The sequence below is a fragment of the Kribbella sp. NPDC056951 genome (assembly GCF_042674205.1).
Lineage (GTDB): Bacteria > Actinomycetota > Actinomycetes > Propionibacteriales > Kribbellaceae > Kribbella > Kribbella yunnanensis.
Genome location: NZ_JBHUQZ010000014.1, coordinates 40421 through 57314, shown reverse-complemented (window position 1 = coordinate 57314; position 16894 = coordinate 40421). Strand labels below are relative to the sequence as shown.

The window sequence follows — 16894 nt, the reverse complement described above, 5'->3', positions numbered from 1 at the left end:
GATTGCCTAGTCGTATGGGAATCAGCATCGGTGTGGTCGGCGCCGGCCAGTTCGCTCCTTCGTTCCTGCGGCTGTGGTCCGCGCACCCGGACGTGTCCGGTGTGCGGCTGACCGACGTCCTGCCGGACCGGCTGGCGGAGGTGGCGGCCAAACAAGGGGTCGCGGTCACCTACCAGTCGTTCGAGGACATGCTCGAGTCCGACGTGGACGCGATCGCGATCTTCACCCAGCGCTGGTTCCACGGCGAGATGGCGATCAAGGCCCTCGAGGCCGGGAAGCACGTCTACTCGACCGTGCCGATGGCGATCGAGGCCGACCAGATCGCGCGCATCATCGAGCTGGTCAAGGAGACCGGCCTGACCTACATGATGGGTGAGACCAGCTTCTACTACCCGTCGTCGGTGTACTGCCGCCAGCGCCTGGCCGCCGGTGACTTCGGCCGGGTGTTCTACGCCGAGGGCGACTACGTCCACGACATGGATCTCGGTTTCTATGCCGCGTACCAGTACAGCGGCGGCGAGAACTGGAAGCAGACCGCCTCGTTCCCGCCCATGCTCTACCCGACGCACGCCGTCGGGAACGTCCTGTCGGTGACCGGCCAGCACGCCACCCACGTGTCCTGCATCGGCGTCCAGGACGACCGCGGCGACGGCGTCTTCGACAAGGAGATCAGCCAGTTCGACAACGACTTCTCGAACGCGACCGCCCTCTTCAAACTCGCTGACGGCGGCATCATGCGCACCAACGAAATGCGCCGCGTCGGCTACCCCTCACACATCCGTGAGTCGCGACTGCGCGTCTTCGGTACCGAGGGCAGCTTCGAGCAGCTCGCCACCACCACCGTCTGGCAGAACAAGCAGGGCGTCGAAGACGTCAGCCACCTGATGGAAACCTCCGCGGGCGATTTGAATGACGAGGACCTGGCGAACGTCGACCCGGCCCTCCGCGACGCGTTCCGCTCCGGCCTCTCCCCGGTCCACGACCGCACCCGCCTCCCCGCCGAATTCGACGGCCTCCACAACGGCCACGAAGGCTCCCACCACTTCCTCGCCGACGACTTCGTCCGCGCCGTAGCCGACAAGACCCTCCCACCCGTCAACGCCTGGGTCGCCGCCCGCTACACCCTCCCCGGCATTTACGCCCACCAGTCCGCCCTCCAAGGCGGCGTACAACTGGAAATCCCCGACCACGGCGACGCCCCCGCCTGACGCGCTACCGTTCAGCGATGGACCTGTTCGCCGGAATCTCCGTCAGCGACTACGCCACCGCAACCGCCTGGTACGAACAACTACTAGGCGCCCCACCAGCCTTCCTCCCCAACGACATCGAGGCAGTCTGGGAGCTGGCCGAACACCGCTACCTCTACATAGAGGTAGTCCCCGAACACGCCGGCCACGCCCAACACACCCTCTTCGTAGCCGACTTCGACGCCACCCTGGCCGCAATCGCCGACCGCGGCCTAGAACCCACCACCCGCGAAACCTACGAAAACGGCGTCCGCCACGCCACCTTCTTCGACCCCGACGGCAACGAAATCTCCTACGGCGGCGCCCCCCTCGACTGAGCCGCAGGTCGCACGGGGCCCGGCGCGCGACTCGACCGTCAAAGACGGCCGACAAAGCAAAGATGGCGGACCAAGCAGCTGGCTGGGCCGGATGGCGAGGCCGGCTACCGCGGCTTCACGTCGCCCGGGGCTGACGGGCTTTGGCTGAGGTGCCTAATGATGCGTTGATCGGAACATTTTCGGGTGTGGGCGCCGAAAAAGCTCCGACTAGTGTGCCGCGATGGCGTCTAGATGGGGCCAGGCCAGGATGCGGGTGGTGATGCGGGCTTGGCCTGTTAGCTCTGCTTTCAGGAGGCGGTGGATGCCGTCGAGGATGGTGATTCGGCCGTCTTCTCGGCGTACGGCGTCGATGGGGTGGTTGAGGTCGGCGGCGCGGGTGCGGGCGAACTGTTCGTGGTAGCGGTTCGGGTCGGCGGCGACTTCGTGTGGCGTGATCTGAAAGGGGCGGCCGTCGTGGGCCCAGAACGGGAGGTCGAGGTGGTGGGCTAAGTCCGCCAGGTCGAGCTCGGTTGTGGGTAGCTCGAGGGTGTGCAGGCGCTCGAGGTCCCAGTGGAAGTCGAGGATGTAGGGCCGCAGGATCGGTGGGATCGGGAGCGGGAACGGCTTGCGGTTCACTCGTAGATTTTGCGGAGGCGGGATTGCATGGAGTTTTGGATGTGGCGGGTCATGGCGGCTTCGGCGGCGGGTGGGTTGCCGGAGGTGATGGCTTGGACGAGGGTGCGGTGTTCGGTGAGGACTTCGGGGCCTATGTCGCGTTCGTAGTGGAGGCGGAAGATGTGGAGGTGGCAGTGGGTGCGTTGGAAGGCGAGGCGGACCTGTTCGCTGCCGGAGAGGGTGGCGATGAGGGTGTGGAAGCGGTTGTCGTGAACCGTGAGTGACTTGTAGCCGGCGTAGTCGACCGAGGTGGGTTCGACAGCCGTGGCGAGTTCGGCGCGGAGGCGGTCTCGGCCTTCGTCGGTGATGAGTTCGGCGGCGCGGCGGGCGGCCCAGGGTTCCAGGAGCAGGCGGAAGCGGTAGAGGTCGTCGAACTCGGCCAGTGTGAGCAACTGCGTCGCGCGGTAGCCCTTGAGTGGCTCCTTCAGGGCGAGACCCTCGGACTCGAGCCGGGCGAGCGCCTCGCGCACCGGTGTCGACGACACCTGGAATTCACGGGCGAGTCCGTCGATCGAAATGCGGGCACCGGGTCGGACGACATGGTCCATCAGCATCGTCTTGATCGCTTCGTACACGTCGTCGGCGAGCATCTGCCGGCGCAGTACCCGTCGGTCGGCGCCCTCCACAGCGTGATCAGTCACCCGTGGTCACCTCCGGATCCTGAGCGCGGTCTTGACCCGGCCGGTCGTCTTCGGCAGGGTGGATCATGCATCATGCACGATCTGGCTCACGGTAGCGCCGGAGTACCACCTAACGGAAGGCGGACACGGCCATGAGGTTCGAAGAGATCGGCGTCCTCCCCGAACCCGAGGACAATGCCGCGATCTGTTCCCGCCGCCTCGACGCGGGGACCCAGATCGAGCTCGACGGCACCACCGTGACGCTCCCGCACACCGTCCTCGAGGGTCACAGATTCGTCGTACGACGGATCTCGCAAGGCGAAGCGATCACGTCCTGGAACACCCCCTTCGCGCGAGCATCGCGTGACCTGTTCCCCGGTGACTACGTCTGTACGCCGACCAGCCTGCAGGCGGTCACCGCCCGCGGCGTCGAGGGCCTTCCGACCGAACCCTCCGCCACCAACGAACCCCTCGACCCCTTCGAACTCGACGAGAACGCCCTGCACCTCGGTCAGCAAGTCACCAGCGTCGAGCAGCCCGGTACCTTCCTCGGCTACCCCCGTCAGCAAGGCCCAGCCGGTACGAGGAACCACGTGGTCGTGATGGCGACCAGCTCCCGCAGTTCCGGCTTTGTCACGGAACTCGCCCGGCGCTTCGACGGCGCGGCCGCCGGTGATGGCGTCGTACCGGTCGCGCACACCGAGGGCGGCGAGGACGAGGTCCCCAACAATCTGCACTTCCTGCTCGCCACCCTGGCCGGCTTCACCCTGAACCCGAACGTCGGCGCCGTGCTGATCGTCGACACCACCGAAGACGTCGTCTCCGGCCGGGCGATCCAGGATCTCATGGCCGAGCACGACTACCCCGAGATCAAGGTCCCGCACGCGTTCTTCACCCGCGAGGCCGGATTCGAGCACGACCTCACCACGGCTGGCGCCCTCGTCGAACCCTGGCTCCCGATCGTCGACGCGCAGGAACGTACCGAGGTCCCACTCGCAGACCTCAAGATCGCCTTGCAGTGCGGCGGTTCCGACGCCTTCTCCGGCATCTCCGCCAACCCACTGGCCGGCCTCGTCGGTGCCGAGGTGATCAAGCACGGCGGCGCCGCCGTACTGGCAGAGACCGATGAGCTCATCGGCGCGGAACCGTACGTGCTGAAGAACGTCCGCGACCTCGCCACCGCCCGCCGCTTCCTCACCACGATCCGTTCGTTCAAGGAGCGGGTCGGCTGGCACGGGCACACCGCCGAGGGCAATCCGTCCGGCGGCAACGTGTACCGCGGCCTCTACAACATCGTCCTCAAGTCGATCGGCGCCGCGCGCAAGCTGCCGCGCGAGGTCCGCCTCGACCACGTCATCGACTACGGCGAACCGCTGCCCGGCAACGGCTACATCTTCATGGACAGCCCCGGCAACGACCTGGAGTCGGTGGCCGGCCAGATCGGCAGCGGCTGCAACCTGATCTTCTTCACCACCGGCAACGGCTCGATCACCAACTTCCCGTTCGTCCCGACGCTGAAGTTCGTCACCACCAGCGAGCGATACGAGCGTCTGCACGCCGAGATGGACGTGGACGCGGGCCGCTACCTGACCGGTACGTCGATGGCCCAGCTGACCGCGGACACGTTCGACCTGACCGTCCGAGTCGCGTCCGGCGAACCCAGTGCGGGCGAGCGCGCCGGCCACAGTCAGGTGTCGATCTGGCGGAACTGGAAGCAGAGCGGACCGCGCGAGGGCATCTCGATCAGCACCGACGGCCGGCAGAGCCGCGCGCTGACCGACCTCCCAGCCGACGACCGCGACGCCCCACTCGACGGCCTCCCACTGCCCGGCACCACCAGTGGCACCCGCACGCCAGCTCGGCTGCTGCGCGTCGACGATCGCGACCTCCCCGAAGCGGTCGGGCTCATCCTGCCGACCAGCCTGTGCTCCGGCCAGATCGCACTTCGCCTTGCAGCACAGGCCGAGCTGGAGAAGTGGGCCGGTGACGCGGTCACCCGGATGGTCGCACTCCCGCACACCGAGGGCTGCGGCAGCAGCGGCGGAGCCTCCGAGGAGACCTTCGCCCGGATCATGCTCGGCTACCTCCTGCATCCGAACACCCGGATGGCCCTGCTCCTGGAGCACGGCTGCGAGAAGACGCACAACGACTACTTCCGCTCCCGACTCGTTGAGGCGGGCAAGGATCCGGCGCGATTCGGCTGGGCGAGCATCCAGGCGGACGGCGGTCTCGAAGCCGTCGGTACCAAGGTCAAAGACTGGTTCAACAGCTTCGACCTGCCGAGCCCGGTCGAGCATCAAGGCGATCTCGGCGCGCTGACGGTCGGTCTGGAGGCACGTGGTCCTCTGACCGCCGACACCGCCGAGGCGCTCGGCCTGATCGGTGCCGAGATCGTGGGCTCGGGCGGCTCAGTCGTGCTGTCGTCCCGCGGCACACTGCTTGCTGATGGCAACTTCCGCCGTACGGCGTTCGGTTCCGCCGCCGAGGTTGGTCCGACGATCGCGCACGGGCAGCGGCCCAGTGCCCCGGGATGGCACGTGATGCGGATGCCCGGTACGGACTGGATGGAAACCGCGACCGGGTTCGGGGCGTCCGGCGTACAGCAGATTCTCGCGCATGTTGCCGGCGGCACCTTGTCGGCGCAACGGTTCGTCCCGGTCGTCGAGTTCAGCAGAGACCCCGAAACTGTTGCCCGGTACGGCGATGACCTCGATGCGGTCGCTACCGGGGACGCGGCGGATCAGGCGCGGATCGGGCTGGAGACGATCGCCCTGGTCGCGAGCCGGCAACTCGTCCCGAAGGCCGTTGCTTCCGGCAACGTCGGCTTCCAGATCACCCGTGGCTTGCTCGGCACATCTATGTGAGAGGTGGACTCATGCACTTGGTCCGTTACCAGCTGCCCGGCGGGCGGCCGGTCGTAGGCGTCCGTACCGGTGACACGGTGGCACCGGTCGAAGGAATCGCCAGCATGGCCGAGCTGCTCCAGCTCCCGCTTGCGGACCTGCAGACAGCCGTTGCCAAGACCGGTACGGCGGTTCCTGTCGACGGGCTGAAGTGGTTGCCGCCGATCGACGGTCGGGGCGAGGTCTGGTGCGCGGGCGTCACGTATGAGCGGTCGCGGGGCGCGCGGATGGAGGAGAGCACCGAGCAGTCCGTCTACGACAAGGTCTACACGGCGGACCGGCCGGAGCTGTTCCAGAAGGCTCCGGCCTGGCGCGTCGTGACGGACGGCGAGCCGGTCGGGATCCGCGTCGACTCGGGGCACGACGTACCGGAACCGGAACTCGCGGTCGTTGCCAACAGCCACGGTGAGATCGTCGGCTACACGGTCTGCAACGACATGAGTTCGCGCTCGATCGAAGGTGTGAACCCGCTGTATGTCCCGCAGGCCAAGCTGTTCGCCGGTGGATGTGCGCTGGCGACCGGCATCCGCCCGGCCTGGGAGGTCGCGGACCCCAAGGATCTGACGATCGACATCGTCATCCGCCGCGGTGACGACGAGGTCTTCAGCGGTACGACGTCGACCGGCAAACTGGTCCGCGAGCTGCAGGATCTGATCGATGTGCTCTTCCTGCCGAATGACTTCCCGGACGGTGCGATTCTGGCGACCGGGACCGGCATCGTGCCCGAACTCGACTTCGCGTTGCGTGAGGGTGATGCCATCGAGATCAGCATCGATCAGCTGGGTACCTTGACGAATACCGTGGCCACCGGCCGGGAGCCGTTTGCGTTCCTGGCCGAACAGAACTCTGAGGAGAAGCGATGACCGCCGACACCACGCCCGCCGAGCTCGAGCACGCCCTGGCCGAGGCGGCCGGCGCCGCGACCGCGCTCGGGACCGCGGAGCCCGCCGTACGGGCCGGGTGGATCCGGGCCGTGGCCGATGCGCTGGATGCGGCGGTCGACGAGCTGGTGCCGATCGCGATGCGGGAGACGTCGTTGCCGGAGCCGCGGTTGCGCGGTGAGGTCGGGCGGAGTACTGGGCAGCTGCGGATGTTCGCTGATGCTTTGGTGGAAGGGTCGTTGCTCGAGGTCGTCATCGATACCGCTGACGCTGCCGCCAAGCCAGTGCCGCGGCCGGATCTGCGCCGGGTGCTGGTGCCGCTCGGACCGGTGTTGGTGTTTGCCGCTAGCAACTTCCCGTTCGCTTTCAGTGTCTGTGGTGGGGACACTGCGTCGGCGTTGGCTGCCGGGTGTCCGGTGATCGTGAAGGCGCATCCGGGGCATCCGGAGCTGTCGGCGCGGACGGCCGCGGTCATGATCGAGGCGCTGCGGAGGGCCGGGGCGCCGGATGGTTCGCTCGGGTTGATCCAGGGGTTCGACGTGGGTGTTGTTGCGCTGAAGGATCCGCGGATTACGGCGGCTGGGTTCACCGGGTCGGTCCCGGCCGGCAAGGCGCTGCACGAGATTGCGGTCACTCGACCGGAGCCGATTCCGTTCTACGGTGAGCTCGGTAGTCTCAACCCCGTCTTCGTTATGCAATCCGCAATCGATGCCCGAGGCAAGGATATTGCTGCCGGGTATGTCGGTTCGTTCACTCTCGGAGTCGGTCAGTTCTGCACGAAGCCTGGACTGCTGTTCTTGCCGGCCGGTCATGGTCTGCAGGATCAATTGGTCGAGGCGGCCGGGGGAGTGGCGTCGGCGACGATGCTGAACGACCGGATCAAGGACACGTTCGACTCGGGTCTGGACCGGCTGGGCAAGGTCGACGGGGTTCGCGTCTGGTCGACGGGCGCGGCGACGCTGTTGCAGACAACGGTTCCCGAGCTGCTGGCGCGTGAGGACGAGATCCTCGAGGAGTGCTTCGGCCCGGTGTCGATCGTCGTCGAGTACGACGGTATCGACGAGCTGCGGACCGCGATCGCAGCCTTCGACGGCAACCTCACCGCGACCCTGCACGCCGAGGAGTCCGACAACGAGCTCGCGACCGACCTCCTACCGCTGCTAACCGCAAAGGCCGGGCGGGTTTTGTGGAACGGCTGGCCGACCGGCGTCGCGGTCTCCTGGGCCCAGCACCACGGCGGCCCGTTCCCCTCAACGGTCGGCTCGATCCACACCAGCGTCGGCGTGACCGCCGCCCGCCGCTTCCAGCGCCCAGTGGCCTACCAGGACGCGCCCGACGCCGTCCTCCCCGCCGTACTGCGGGACGCGAACCCGATCGGCATCACCCGCCGAATCAACGGCGTGGTGACCACAGGCGAGGTGACCCGATGACCGAGCGCCCACCCACAAACGACGACCCCCGCGACCCGGCCAACGGGCCGACCCCCGACCCCGCCGGTTCGGGCACCTCGCCCACCGCGGAATCCGATACCCCGGCGACTGCGGATCCGCGCGACTTCGACGTACCGGATTCGGGGGGTGTGCCTACTCCTGAGAAGGGGAGTGGGGTGCCTTCGGGGGCGGCGAACGGGTTGCGGAGTTATGAGCATTGGTTTGGGGAGGAGGGGCGCAACGGGTTCATCCATCGGTCGTGGATGCGGGCTCAGGGGTTCTCGGAGGAGGTGTTCGACGGGCGGCCGGTGATCGGGATCTGCAACACGTGGTCCGAGCTGACGCCGTGTAACGCCCACCTGCGACGGCTTGCCGAGTCGGTGAAGCGCGGGGTCTGGCAGGCTGGCGGGTTCCCGCTGGAGTTCCCGGTGATGTCGCTTGGCGAGACGATGCTGCGGCCGACCGCGATGCTGTTCCGGAATCTGCTCAGCATGGATGTGGAGGAGTCGCTGCGGGGTAACCCGATCGACGGCACCATCCTGCTGACCGGCTGCGACAAGACCACGCCCGGCTCGATCATGGGCGCGGCAAGCGTCGACCTGCCCACTCTCGTGGTGACCGGCGGTCCGATGCTGAACGGGAAGTTCCGCGGCTGCGACATCGGCTCCGGTACGGCGGTCTGGCGGTTCACCCAGGATCGGAACGCCGGCCGGATGACCGAGGAGGATTACGCGGCCGCCGAATCCGGGATGTCTCGGAGCAACGGCCACTGTATGACGATGGGTACGGCGTCCACGATGGCCTGTATGGCCGAGGCACTCGGCCTCCAGCTGACCGGATCAGCCGCCATCCCAGCAGTCGACTCACGGCGGTATTCGCTGGCCCAGCAGGCCGGTCGGCGAATCGTCGAGATGGTGCACGAGGACCTGAAGCCGTCCGACATCCTGACCCGCGATGCGTTCGCCAACGCGGTCCGCGCGAACGCCGCGATCGGTGGTTCGACCAACGCGGTCATCCACCTGCTCGCGATCGCCGGCCGGGTCGGCGTCGACCTGTCGCTGGACGACATGGACGAGTGGGCGCGCGGCGTACCGTGGCTGGCCGACCTGCAGCCGTCGGGGCAGTACCTGATGGAGGACTTCTACTACGCCGGCGGTCTTCCCGCCGTACTGAAGGAGATCCTGCCGCTGCTCAAGGCGGACGCGATCACCGTCACCGGCCGAACCATGGGCGAGAACGTCGCCAACGCCGAGCGCATCGACTGGGTCGGCCAGGAGGGTCGCCCGGGTGCCGCGGTCATCCGCCCGGTCGGCAATCCGCTCGGCAGCGGCGCGGGAACCGCCGTACTGAAGGGCAATCTGGCGCCGGACGGTGCTGTGGTCAAGCAGTCCGCGGCATCGGAGCGCTTGTTGCAGCACCGCGGGAAGGCGCTGGTCTTCAGCAGCATCGAGGAGTACGACCTGGCCGTCGACGATCCGGACCTGGACGTCGACGAAGACACCGTGCTCGTCCTCCAGAACGCCGGACCACGCGGCTACCCGGGAATGCCGGAGGTCGGCAACATGACGATCCCGCGCAAACTCGCCGAGATCGGCGTCGACGACATGGTGCGGATCTCCGACGCACGGATGAGCGGTACGGCGTACGGAACCGTCGTACTGCACGTCACGCCGGAGGCCGCGGTCGGCGGACCGCTGGCTCTGGTGCGAACCGGCGACTGGATCGAGCTGGACGTTCCCGGCCGGCGACTCCACCTCGACGTCTCCGACGAGGAACTCGAGAAGCGCCGCGCCGACTGGCAACCCCCTGCGCCGCCAACGGATCGAGGCTGGGCCCGCTTGTACGTCGACCACGTCACGCAGGCCAACCAGGGCTGCGATCTCGACTTCCTGGTAGGCCGCACCGGCTCCGCCGTAGCCAGACAGAGCCACTGATGAACTGGGGACCGTTCGAGGGTATTCGGGGGCTTCGGCCTGCCGGGGTGATTCCGCAGGTTACGCCGATTCGGCGGCTGTTGCCGGATCTGCCGGCTATGGACGACCCGGCTGCGGCTACTCACACGGCACTCGAGCCTCTGCGCGTGCAGATCCAGTCCGGCGCTCGCATCGCGGTCACCGCGGGCAGTCGCGGGATCCACGATCTGGTGCCGGTGGTTCGGGCGGCCGTCGAGTGGCTCAAGGCAGCTGGGGCCGACCCGTTCGTCGTACCGGCTATGGGTTCGCACGGCGGTGCGACGGCTGACGGGCAGCGCGAGATGCTGGCCGGGCTCGGGATCACTCCATCCAGCGTCGGCTGCCCGATCGAGGCGACCATGGAGACCGTTGTCGTCGGCAAGCTTGACGACGGTACGCCGGTTCATCACGACGCGATCGCGGCAGCCGCTGACGGCGTACTCGTGATCAACCGGGTGAAGCCGCATACCGACTTCCACGGACCGATCGAGAGTGGGCTGGCGAAGATCCTCGCGATCGGTCTCGGCAACCACGCCGGTGCCGCGGCGCTGCACGCCGGTGGGATTCCGTCGCTGGGAAGTTCGATCGAAGCGGCTGCGCGAGTAGTCGTTGCGCAGGGCAAGATCCTTGGCGGACTAGGCATCCTGGAGAACGCCCTGGAACACACGGCCGCAGTCGAGTTCGTACCGGCCGACGGGATCGCGGGCGCGGCTGAGCACGCCCTGTTGCAACGGGCAGGCAGCCTCCTTGGCCGCTTGCCGTTCGACGAGCTGGACGTGCTGGTGGTGGACGAGCTGGGCAAGGACAAATCCGGCGCCGGCATGGACACGAACGTGATCGGCCGGTGCTGGGTACACGGCATCCCCGAGTTCGAATCGCCGTCGATCGCAGCCATCAGCGTGCACTCGCTCTCCGAGGCCTCGCACGGGAACGCCTCCGGGCTCGGCCTGGCCGACGTGATGCCGGCCAGGATTCTCGAACAGATCGACCTACAGGCCAGCTATGTGAACGCCTTGACCTCCGGCGCCGGCGGAGCGCGCCGATCCCGCCTACCGATGGTGATGGAAGACGACGAAGCGGCCGTTCTCGCGGCCATCACGATGTGTGGCCGCCGCGACTGGTCCGAACTGCGGCTCGCGCGGATCAAGGACACGTTGTCCCCGCACGAGCTGCTGGTCACGCCCGCTCTTCTGGCCGAAGCCGGTGACCGGTTCGATCTGGAGATCACCGGTGCGGCCGGCGAGCTGACTGTCGATGGGAAGCTTTCACCATGGTGACCATTCGCGAAGCACACGCTCTGCTGGCCGACCGCGGTTTCCGCCCCGGCAGCGCATCCACGGCGAGGTTTCCGGACGGTACGCCGTACAAGGTGGAGATCCCGTCGTGTGAGGGACCGCGGGTGTTCGAGGCTGTCCTCGACGAGGCGGCGCGGCGTGCGGTGACCATCGATCGGGTGTCGCAGGGCAGCGGCGTGATGATGCTGACCGATGCCGAGATCGAGGAGATGTTGTCGCTCGGTGCCTCGGCCGGTGTCGAGGTCTGCCTCTTCCTCGGCCCGCGAGGTGCGTGGGACATCGGTGGGCAGGCGAAGGTCTCGGCCGCGGTCGGAGGCGTTGCGCGTGGCAACGAGATGGTTGCCGCGTCGCTGTGTGACGCCTTCCGGGCGGTCGAGCTTGGTGTACGAAGTCTGCTGGTCGGAGACATCGGCGTACTGGAACTCCTTGGCCAGTTGAAGGTTGACGGCTCGTTGCCTTCCGACCTCGTGCTGAAGACCTCGGTGCTCATGCCGTTGCCCAACGCACCGACTGCGCGACTCTACGAACGCCTGGGGGCAACGAGTTTGAACGTGTCGACGGATCTTCCGGTGCCGGTGCTCGCGGAGATCCGGTCGGTGACCTCGGTGCCGATCGACATGTACATCGAGGTGCCGGACGACCAGGGCGGGCACGTGCGCTTCTACGACGTACCGGAGATCGTGAAGGTGGCGGCGCCGGTCTATCTGAAGATGGGGCTGCGGAACGCGCCGAACATCTACCCGGCCGGCGCGCATCTGACCGCGACCGCCGAGGCATTAGGGCGTGAACGAGTCCGCCGGGCCGAGTTGATTCTGCGTCTGCTGGCCGAACAGGATGAGGTATGACCGATCTCTTCGTGGCCCGGTTGAAGTCCGCCCTGGGGGACAACGCGGTGGTCGACGATGCCGACGTACTGGATGCGCATCGCAACGATCATGCGACCTTCTGCAAGGCCGGCGTACCGCGGGTTCTGGTGCGGCCGTCGACCACGGGTGAGGTGTCCGAGGTGCTGAAGGCTTCGGCGGAGTACGGCGTACCGGTTGTGACGCAGGGGGCGCGGACCGGGCTGTCTGGCGCGGCCAACGCGATCGACGGCTGCCTGTTGCTGTCGACGGCGCGGATGAACCGGATCCTGGAGATCTCCGCCGAGGACCAGGTCGCCGTTGTCCAGCCTGGCGTGGTGAACGCCGAGCTGTCGCGGGCTGTTCTTGAGCAGGGGCTGTTCTATCCGCCGGATCCGTCGTCGTGGGAGATGTCCACGCTGGGCGGCAACATCGCGACCAACGCCGGTGGGTTGTGCTGCGTGAAGTACGGCGTGACGTCGGACTTTGTGCGCGGTTTGGAGGTCGTGCTGGCGTCCGGCGAGGTCGTTCGGACCGGCCGTCGTTCGGCGAAAGGTGTCGCTGGGTACGACCTGACCCGGCTGATCGTGGGTTCCGAGGGGACGCTGGGCGTGGTCACCGAGGCGACGCTGACCCTGCGGCCCGCGCCCGAAATGGCGCTGACCGCGGCCGCCACGTTCCTGTCCATCGAGGACGGGATCGCTGCCGCTGCCGCGGTGATGGCTTCTGGTCTGCGGCCCTCGCTGCTGGAGTTCCTCGATGGGCCGACTGCGCGGGCGATCCAGGACTACCGGGATATGGGACTGCCTGCAGATGTCGGTTCGCTGCTGATCGCACAGTCCGACCGCGGCCCGCGAGCCGCTGAGGACGTCGCGCGGATCGCAGCGATCTGTACGGCGCATGGCGCGGTCGAGGTGGCCGAGGCGTCGGATGCCGAGGAGTCGCGGATGCTGCTCGAAGCCCGACGGCTGGTCAACCCGGCGCTGGAGCCACTCGGCGTCACCCTGATCGACGACGTCTCCGTCCCGCGCTCGCAACTCGTCCCGCTCCTGCGCGGAATCGCCGAGCTTGGCGCGAAGCACGACGTACTGATCTGCTGTCCCGGTCACGTCGGCGACGGCAACATGCACCCCACGGTCGTTTTCGATCGCGACGATCCGGCCGCAGAGGCTAGGGCGTTGGAGGCGTTCGGCGCGATTATGCAGCTCGGTCTGTCCCTTGGCGGGACCATCACTGGTGAGCATGGGATCGGTACGTTGAAGGCGCGCTGGCTCGAGGACGAGCTCGGCCCGGTCGGTCTCGATCTGCATCGGCGCATCAAACAGGCCTTCGACCCTGACGGATTGCTCAACCCAGGAAAGGTGCTGCGGTGATCGATCCGTCAGCGGTGCGACCATCGGCTCGACAGCTCGCGTGGCAACGGCAGGAGCTGACGGCGTTCGTGCACTTCGGTATCAACACCTTCACAGATCTGGAGTGGGGGACCGGGCTGGACGATCCTGCCGTGTACGACCCGGCCGAGCTCTCGTGTGATCAGTGGGTGCGGGTGCTGGTCGATGCCGGGTTCAAGAGTGTGATCCTGACAGCGAAGCACCACGACGGCTTCTGTCTATGGCCGAGCCGCTTCCTGCCGCACACCATCGCCGCGAGTCCGTCCGGGCGCGACGTCATGGCCGAGATGTCTGCGGCCTGTGCCGAGCATGGGCTCGGGATGGGGTTCTACCTGTCGCCGGCGGACCTGTACCAGGAGAAGGCTCCGGGCGGGTACTACGGCAACGGGAGCCCGGCGGTCGCTTCAGAGATCGGCGAGTTCGTCTACGAGGTGGACGACTACAACCGGTTCTATCTGAACCAGCTGTATGAGCTACTGACGCAGTACGGGCCGATCACCGAGGTGTGGCTGGACGGAGCGAACCCGACGAGTACGGCGCAGGAGTACGCCTTCGACGCGTGGTTCGACCTGATCCGCCGATTGGCGCCTTCGGCAACGATCGCGGTGGGTGGGCCGGATGTTCGGTGGGTCGGCAACGAGGACGGGTTCGCGCGGGAGACCGAGTGGAGCGTCGTGCCGTTCGCGTCCGGTCAGATGGTGGCGCAGCAGACCGCTGCTTCGGTGGCCGGGCCCGCCGAGTTGGCAGCGGCCGACGAGTTGCGGTGGTACCCCGCTGAGGTTGACGTGTCGATCCGGCCGGGCTGGTTCTACCACGCGTCCGAGGACGATGCGGTGAAGTCGGTGCCCGAGCTGCTCGACATCTACCGCAAGTCGGTCGGGCGAAACGCCGTACTGCTGCTGAACATCCCGCCGGATCGACGCGGGCGGTTCGCGGATCCCGACGTACAGGCGTTGGCTGCCTTTGGTGAGGCGATCCGGTCGTACTACGACACGGCCGTTGAGCTGCCGGGATCCTTCAACGTGCTGAGCCTGCGCGAGGACATCGCCGCCGGCCAACAGGTCGAGTCCTTCGCCGTCGACGCCCTGATCGACGGCTCGTGGACCGAGGTCGCCGTAGGCACCACGATCGGCCACCGCCGCCTGATCCCGCTGGACAGTTCGGTGACCGCCGACGCCGTACGCGTCCGCATCCTCGCCACCCGAGCTCCTGACCCTTCTGTGGCCCTCACCGTCCACCACGACCCGACGCTGTCCTGAGTCCCCCTGCCTGGAGTCGAACCAGGAACCGAGCCTTCGGAGAGCCCGGCGTACATCCGTTACCAGGGGGGCCGGCGCCACCACCCACCTGAATGGCGGCGCCTTGTCCTACTCCTCCACCGAGACAACCCGCATCCAGTCGGAGCATTCGCCCTCACACCAGACATGATCACCACGGTGCGCCAGCCGATCCCGCTGCACGTGCCCACACGCCAGCAACACCCGCCGCAACGCATGCCCTTGACTGACCGGAGAACCGGTCCGCCCACCAGGTACGCGCTTCCTGTTCCTGAGTCCAGCCATAGCCGGTCCTCCCCTCATTTAGTTGCCCCGAGCACCTTTGCCCGAGTAGTGCAGGAGGCAGGATTCGAACCTGCTAGGCCCGAAGGCACCGGGGTTACAACCCGGCCCACCCCTCCAACGGTGGCGCTCCTGCTCGGTATCGCAGCGCAGACGGGACTCGAACCCGCACACCCCGCGGTGAAAACGCGGTGACTCTCCCATTTGGTTCACTGCGCCCCACGTACCCCGTACCGGATTCGAACCGGCGATCTCCCGGCTGAGAACCGGACGTCCTACCCGCTAGACCAACGGGGCCTGCTGTTCCGCGCCCTGCACCGGATTCGAACCGGCGTTCCCCCGGCTGACAACCGGGTGCCTTAACCACTAGGCCAACAGGGCAGGTGCTGCGCGGTGAGAGTGAGATTCGAACTCACGGATCGGCCGTAGTCGATCGACGGTTTAGCAAACCGTTGCCCCTGCCAACAGGCGGACCTCACCTCGGGAGCTGCCGTGTCCCCTGAACACGGCAGTCCCCTTCAGCCCTTGACGCAGATGACCTGCTTGAGGTGGGCGACAACCTCGACCAGGTCGGACTGGGCGGCGATGACCGACTCGATGTCCTTGTAGGCCGCCGGGAGCTCGTCGAGCACACCGGCGTCCTTGCGGGACTCGACACCCTCGGTCTGGGCGATCAGGTCGTCGACCGTGAACCGGCGCTTCGCCTCGTTGCGGCTCATCCGCCGGCCTGCCCCGTGTGAGGCCGAGTAGAAGGACCGCTCCGAGCCGAGCCCGCGGACGACGTACGAGCCCGTCCCCATCGAGCCCGGGATCAGGCCGAGGTCACCGGCGCCGGCCCGGATCGCACCCTTGCGGGTGACGAGCAGGTCGAGGCCGTCGATGTGCTCCTCGGCGACATAGTTGTGGTGGCACGAGATCGGCTCGTCGAACCGGACCTCCTGGGCGAAGGACTCCCGCACCGCCCGCATCACGAGCGCCAGCATCGTCGCCCGGTTCTGCGACGCGTACGTCTGCGCCCACGTCAGATCCCGCCGGTACGCCGTCATCTGCGGCGTACCGGACAGGAAGACGGCCAGATCGCGATCCGGGAGATCCGCGTTGTGCGGCAGCTCCTTGGCGATCGACATGTGTCGCTCCGCCAGCTCCTTGCCGATGTTGCGGCTTCCGGAGTGCAGCATCAGCCACACGCGGTCGTCATCGTCGAGGCAGACCTCGATGAAATGGTTTCCCGATCCGAGCGAACCCATCTGCTGCTGTGCCCTGCGTTCACGCTGCTGCACGCCCTTGTGCAGCTCGTTGAACGACCCCCACAGCCGGTCCGAGGCCCGCGGGTCCAGCCCGAGCCGCCGGATGCTGACCGGCTCGTCGTGAGCCCGGAAACCAACCGGTACGGCGGCCTCGATCCGGGACCGGATCCCGGACAGGTCATCCGGCAGGTCCGCCGCCGTCAGCGACGTCAGCACACCCTCCATCCCGCACCCGATGTCGACCCCGACCGCAGCCGGCGACACGGCCTGGTACATCGCGATCACAGACCCCACCGTCGCGCCCTTACCGAGGTGCACATCCGGCATCACCCGGACCCCGTGCACCCACGGCAGCGCAGCAATGTTCCGCAGCTGCTGCAGCGCCTGCGCGCCCACCTCGTACTCATGAGCCCACATGAGCGTAGAGCTCTTCGCTCCGCTCAGCTCAACCGGAAACTCCACGTTCATCCCCTCACCCTCGTTTGTCGGCTTACCAGTCCCAGGCACGCGTGTAGCCGCGGATCATCTCCTCACCCTGTTCGTGTCAATGCCGGTG

The 16894-nt window shown here is 67.3% G+C and carries 13 protein-coding genes and 5 tRNA genes; 10 read left to right on the top strand and 8 right to left on the bottom strand.

The features are described 5' to 3' along the window. Positions 1-14 precede the first annotated feature (14 nt). Together ACFTSF_RS35625 and ACFTSF_RS35620 are read left to right on the top strand one after the other, a co-directional pair. The gene (locus ACFTSF_RS35625; protein ID WP_380159294.1) at positions 15-1208 is read left to right on the top strand and encodes a Gfo/Idh/MocA family protein; all 1194 of its coding nucleotides are present in this window, start codon (positions 15-17) and stop codon (positions 1206-1208) included. 17 nt (positions 1209-1225) lie between these two features. Further along, the gene (locus ACFTSF_RS35620; protein WP_380159292.1) at positions 1226-1564 is read left to right on the top strand and encodes a VOC family protein; all 339 of its coding nucleotides are present in this window, start codon (positions 1226-1228) and stop codon (positions 1562-1564) included. A 207-nt stretch (positions 1565-1771) separates the two neighbouring features. Here the strand turns inward: ACFTSF_RS35620 and ACFTSF_RS35615 are convergent, their stop codons facing one another. Next, positions 1772-2179 carry a hypothetical protein gene (locus ACFTSF_RS35615; protein ID WP_380159290.1) on the bottom strand — a complete coding sequence of 136 codons (408 nt, stop codon included), beginning with the start codon at positions 2177-2179 and terminating at the stop codon, positions 1772-1774. Next, positions 2176-2859, bottom strand: a complete 684-nt coding sequence (locus ACFTSF_RS35610; RefSeq protein ID WP_380159288.1) for a GntR family transcriptional regulator — start codon at positions 2857-2859, stop codon at positions 2176-2178. The genes ACFTSF_RS35615 and ACFTSF_RS35610 overlap by 4 nt, the downstream gene beginning before the upstream one ends. A 131-nt stretch (positions 2860-2990) precedes the next feature. On the opposite strand from ACFTSF_RS35610, the gene ACFTSF_RS35605 reads away from it, so the two are divergent. From ACFTSF_RS35605 to ACFTSF_RS35570, 8 genes are read left to right on the top strand one after another with little or no spacing between them, the layout of a single operon-like run. After that, the gene (locus ACFTSF_RS35605) at positions 2991-5702 is read left to right on the top strand and encodes a UxaA family hydrolase (RefSeq protein ID WP_380159286.1); all 2712 of its coding nucleotides are present in this window, start codon (positions 2991-2993) and stop codon (positions 5700-5702) included. An 11-nt stretch (positions 5703-5713) separates the two neighbouring features. Further along, complete coding sequence (locus tag ACFTSF_RS35600) at positions 5714-6604, top strand: fumarylacetoacetate hydrolase family protein (protein WP_380159285.1); 891 nt, start codon at positions 5714-5716, stop codon at positions 6602-6604. After that, positions 6601-8052, top strand: coding sequence for an aldehyde dehydrogenase (NADP(+)) (locus ACFTSF_RS35595; protein ID WP_380159283.1), 1452 nt, complete (start codon positions 6601-6603; stop codon positions 8050-8052). Before ACFTSF_RS35600 ends, ACFTSF_RS35595 begins: the two co-directional genes overlap by 4 nt. Continuing rightward, entirely contained in the window at positions 8049-9986 is a 1938-nt protein-coding gene (locus ACFTSF_RS35590) for an IlvD/Edd family dehydratase (protein ID WP_380159282.1), read from the top strand. Before ACFTSF_RS35595 ends, ACFTSF_RS35590 begins: the two co-directional genes overlap by 4 nt. Beyond that, the gene (locus tag ACFTSF_RS35585; protein WP_380159280.1) at positions 9986-11281 is read left to right on the top strand and encodes a DUF2088 domain-containing protein; all 1296 of its coding nucleotides are present in this window, start codon (positions 9986-9988) and stop codon (positions 11279-11281) included. The genes ACFTSF_RS35590 and ACFTSF_RS35585 overlap by 1 nt, the downstream gene beginning before the upstream one ends. Then, positions 11275-12144: a U32 family peptidase gene (locus tag ACFTSF_RS35580; RefSeq protein ID WP_380159278.1), complete on the top strand. Its 870-nt coding sequence runs from the start codon at positions 11275-11277 to the stop codon at positions 12142-12144. Before ACFTSF_RS35585 ends, ACFTSF_RS35580 begins: the two co-directional genes overlap by 7 nt. Then, positions 12141-13514: an FAD-binding oxidoreductase gene (locus ACFTSF_RS35575; RefSeq protein ID WP_380159277.1), complete on the top strand. Its 1374-nt coding sequence runs from the start codon at positions 12141-12143 to the stop codon at positions 13512-13514. The genes ACFTSF_RS35580 and ACFTSF_RS35575 overlap by 4 nt, the downstream gene beginning before the upstream one ends. After that, positions 13511-14791: an alpha-L-fucosidase gene (locus ACFTSF_RS35570; RefSeq protein WP_380159275.1), complete on the top strand. Its 1281-nt coding sequence runs from the start codon at positions 13511-13513 to the stop codon at positions 14789-14791. Before ACFTSF_RS35575 ends, ACFTSF_RS35570 begins: the two co-directional genes overlap by 4 nt. Before the next feature lie 352 nt (positions 14792-15143). Here ACFTSF_RS35570 and ACFTSF_RS35565 read toward each other — a convergent pair. The 6 genes from ACFTSF_RS35565 to ACFTSF_RS35540 form a co-directional block, all read right to left on the bottom strand. Next, positions 15144-15227, bottom strand: a tRNA-Tyr gene (locus ACFTSF_RS35565). Between the two features lie 9 nt (positions 15228-15236). After that, positions 15237-15310: transfer RNA gene (locus ACFTSF_RS35560), tRNA-Glu, on the bottom strand. 5 nt (positions 15311-15315) lie between these two features. Further along, positions 15316-15388: transfer RNA gene (locus ACFTSF_RS35555), tRNA-Glu, on the bottom strand. A gap of 11 nt (positions 15389-15399) precedes the next feature. After that, positions 15400-15472: transfer RNA gene (locus tag ACFTSF_RS35550), tRNA-Asp, on the bottom strand. Positions 15473-15482: 10 nt separating this feature from the next. Continuing rightward, a tRNA-Ser gene (locus ACFTSF_RS35545) sits at positions 15483-15571 on the bottom strand. A 38-nt stretch (positions 15572-15609) separates the two neighbouring features. Continuing rightward, positions 15610-16806 carry an RtcB family protein gene (locus ACFTSF_RS35540; protein WP_380159273.1) on the bottom strand — a complete coding sequence of 399 codons (1197 nt, stop codon included), beginning with the start codon at positions 16804-16806 and terminating at the stop codon, positions 15610-15612. Between the last annotated feature and the right edge of the window lie 88 nt (positions 16807-16894).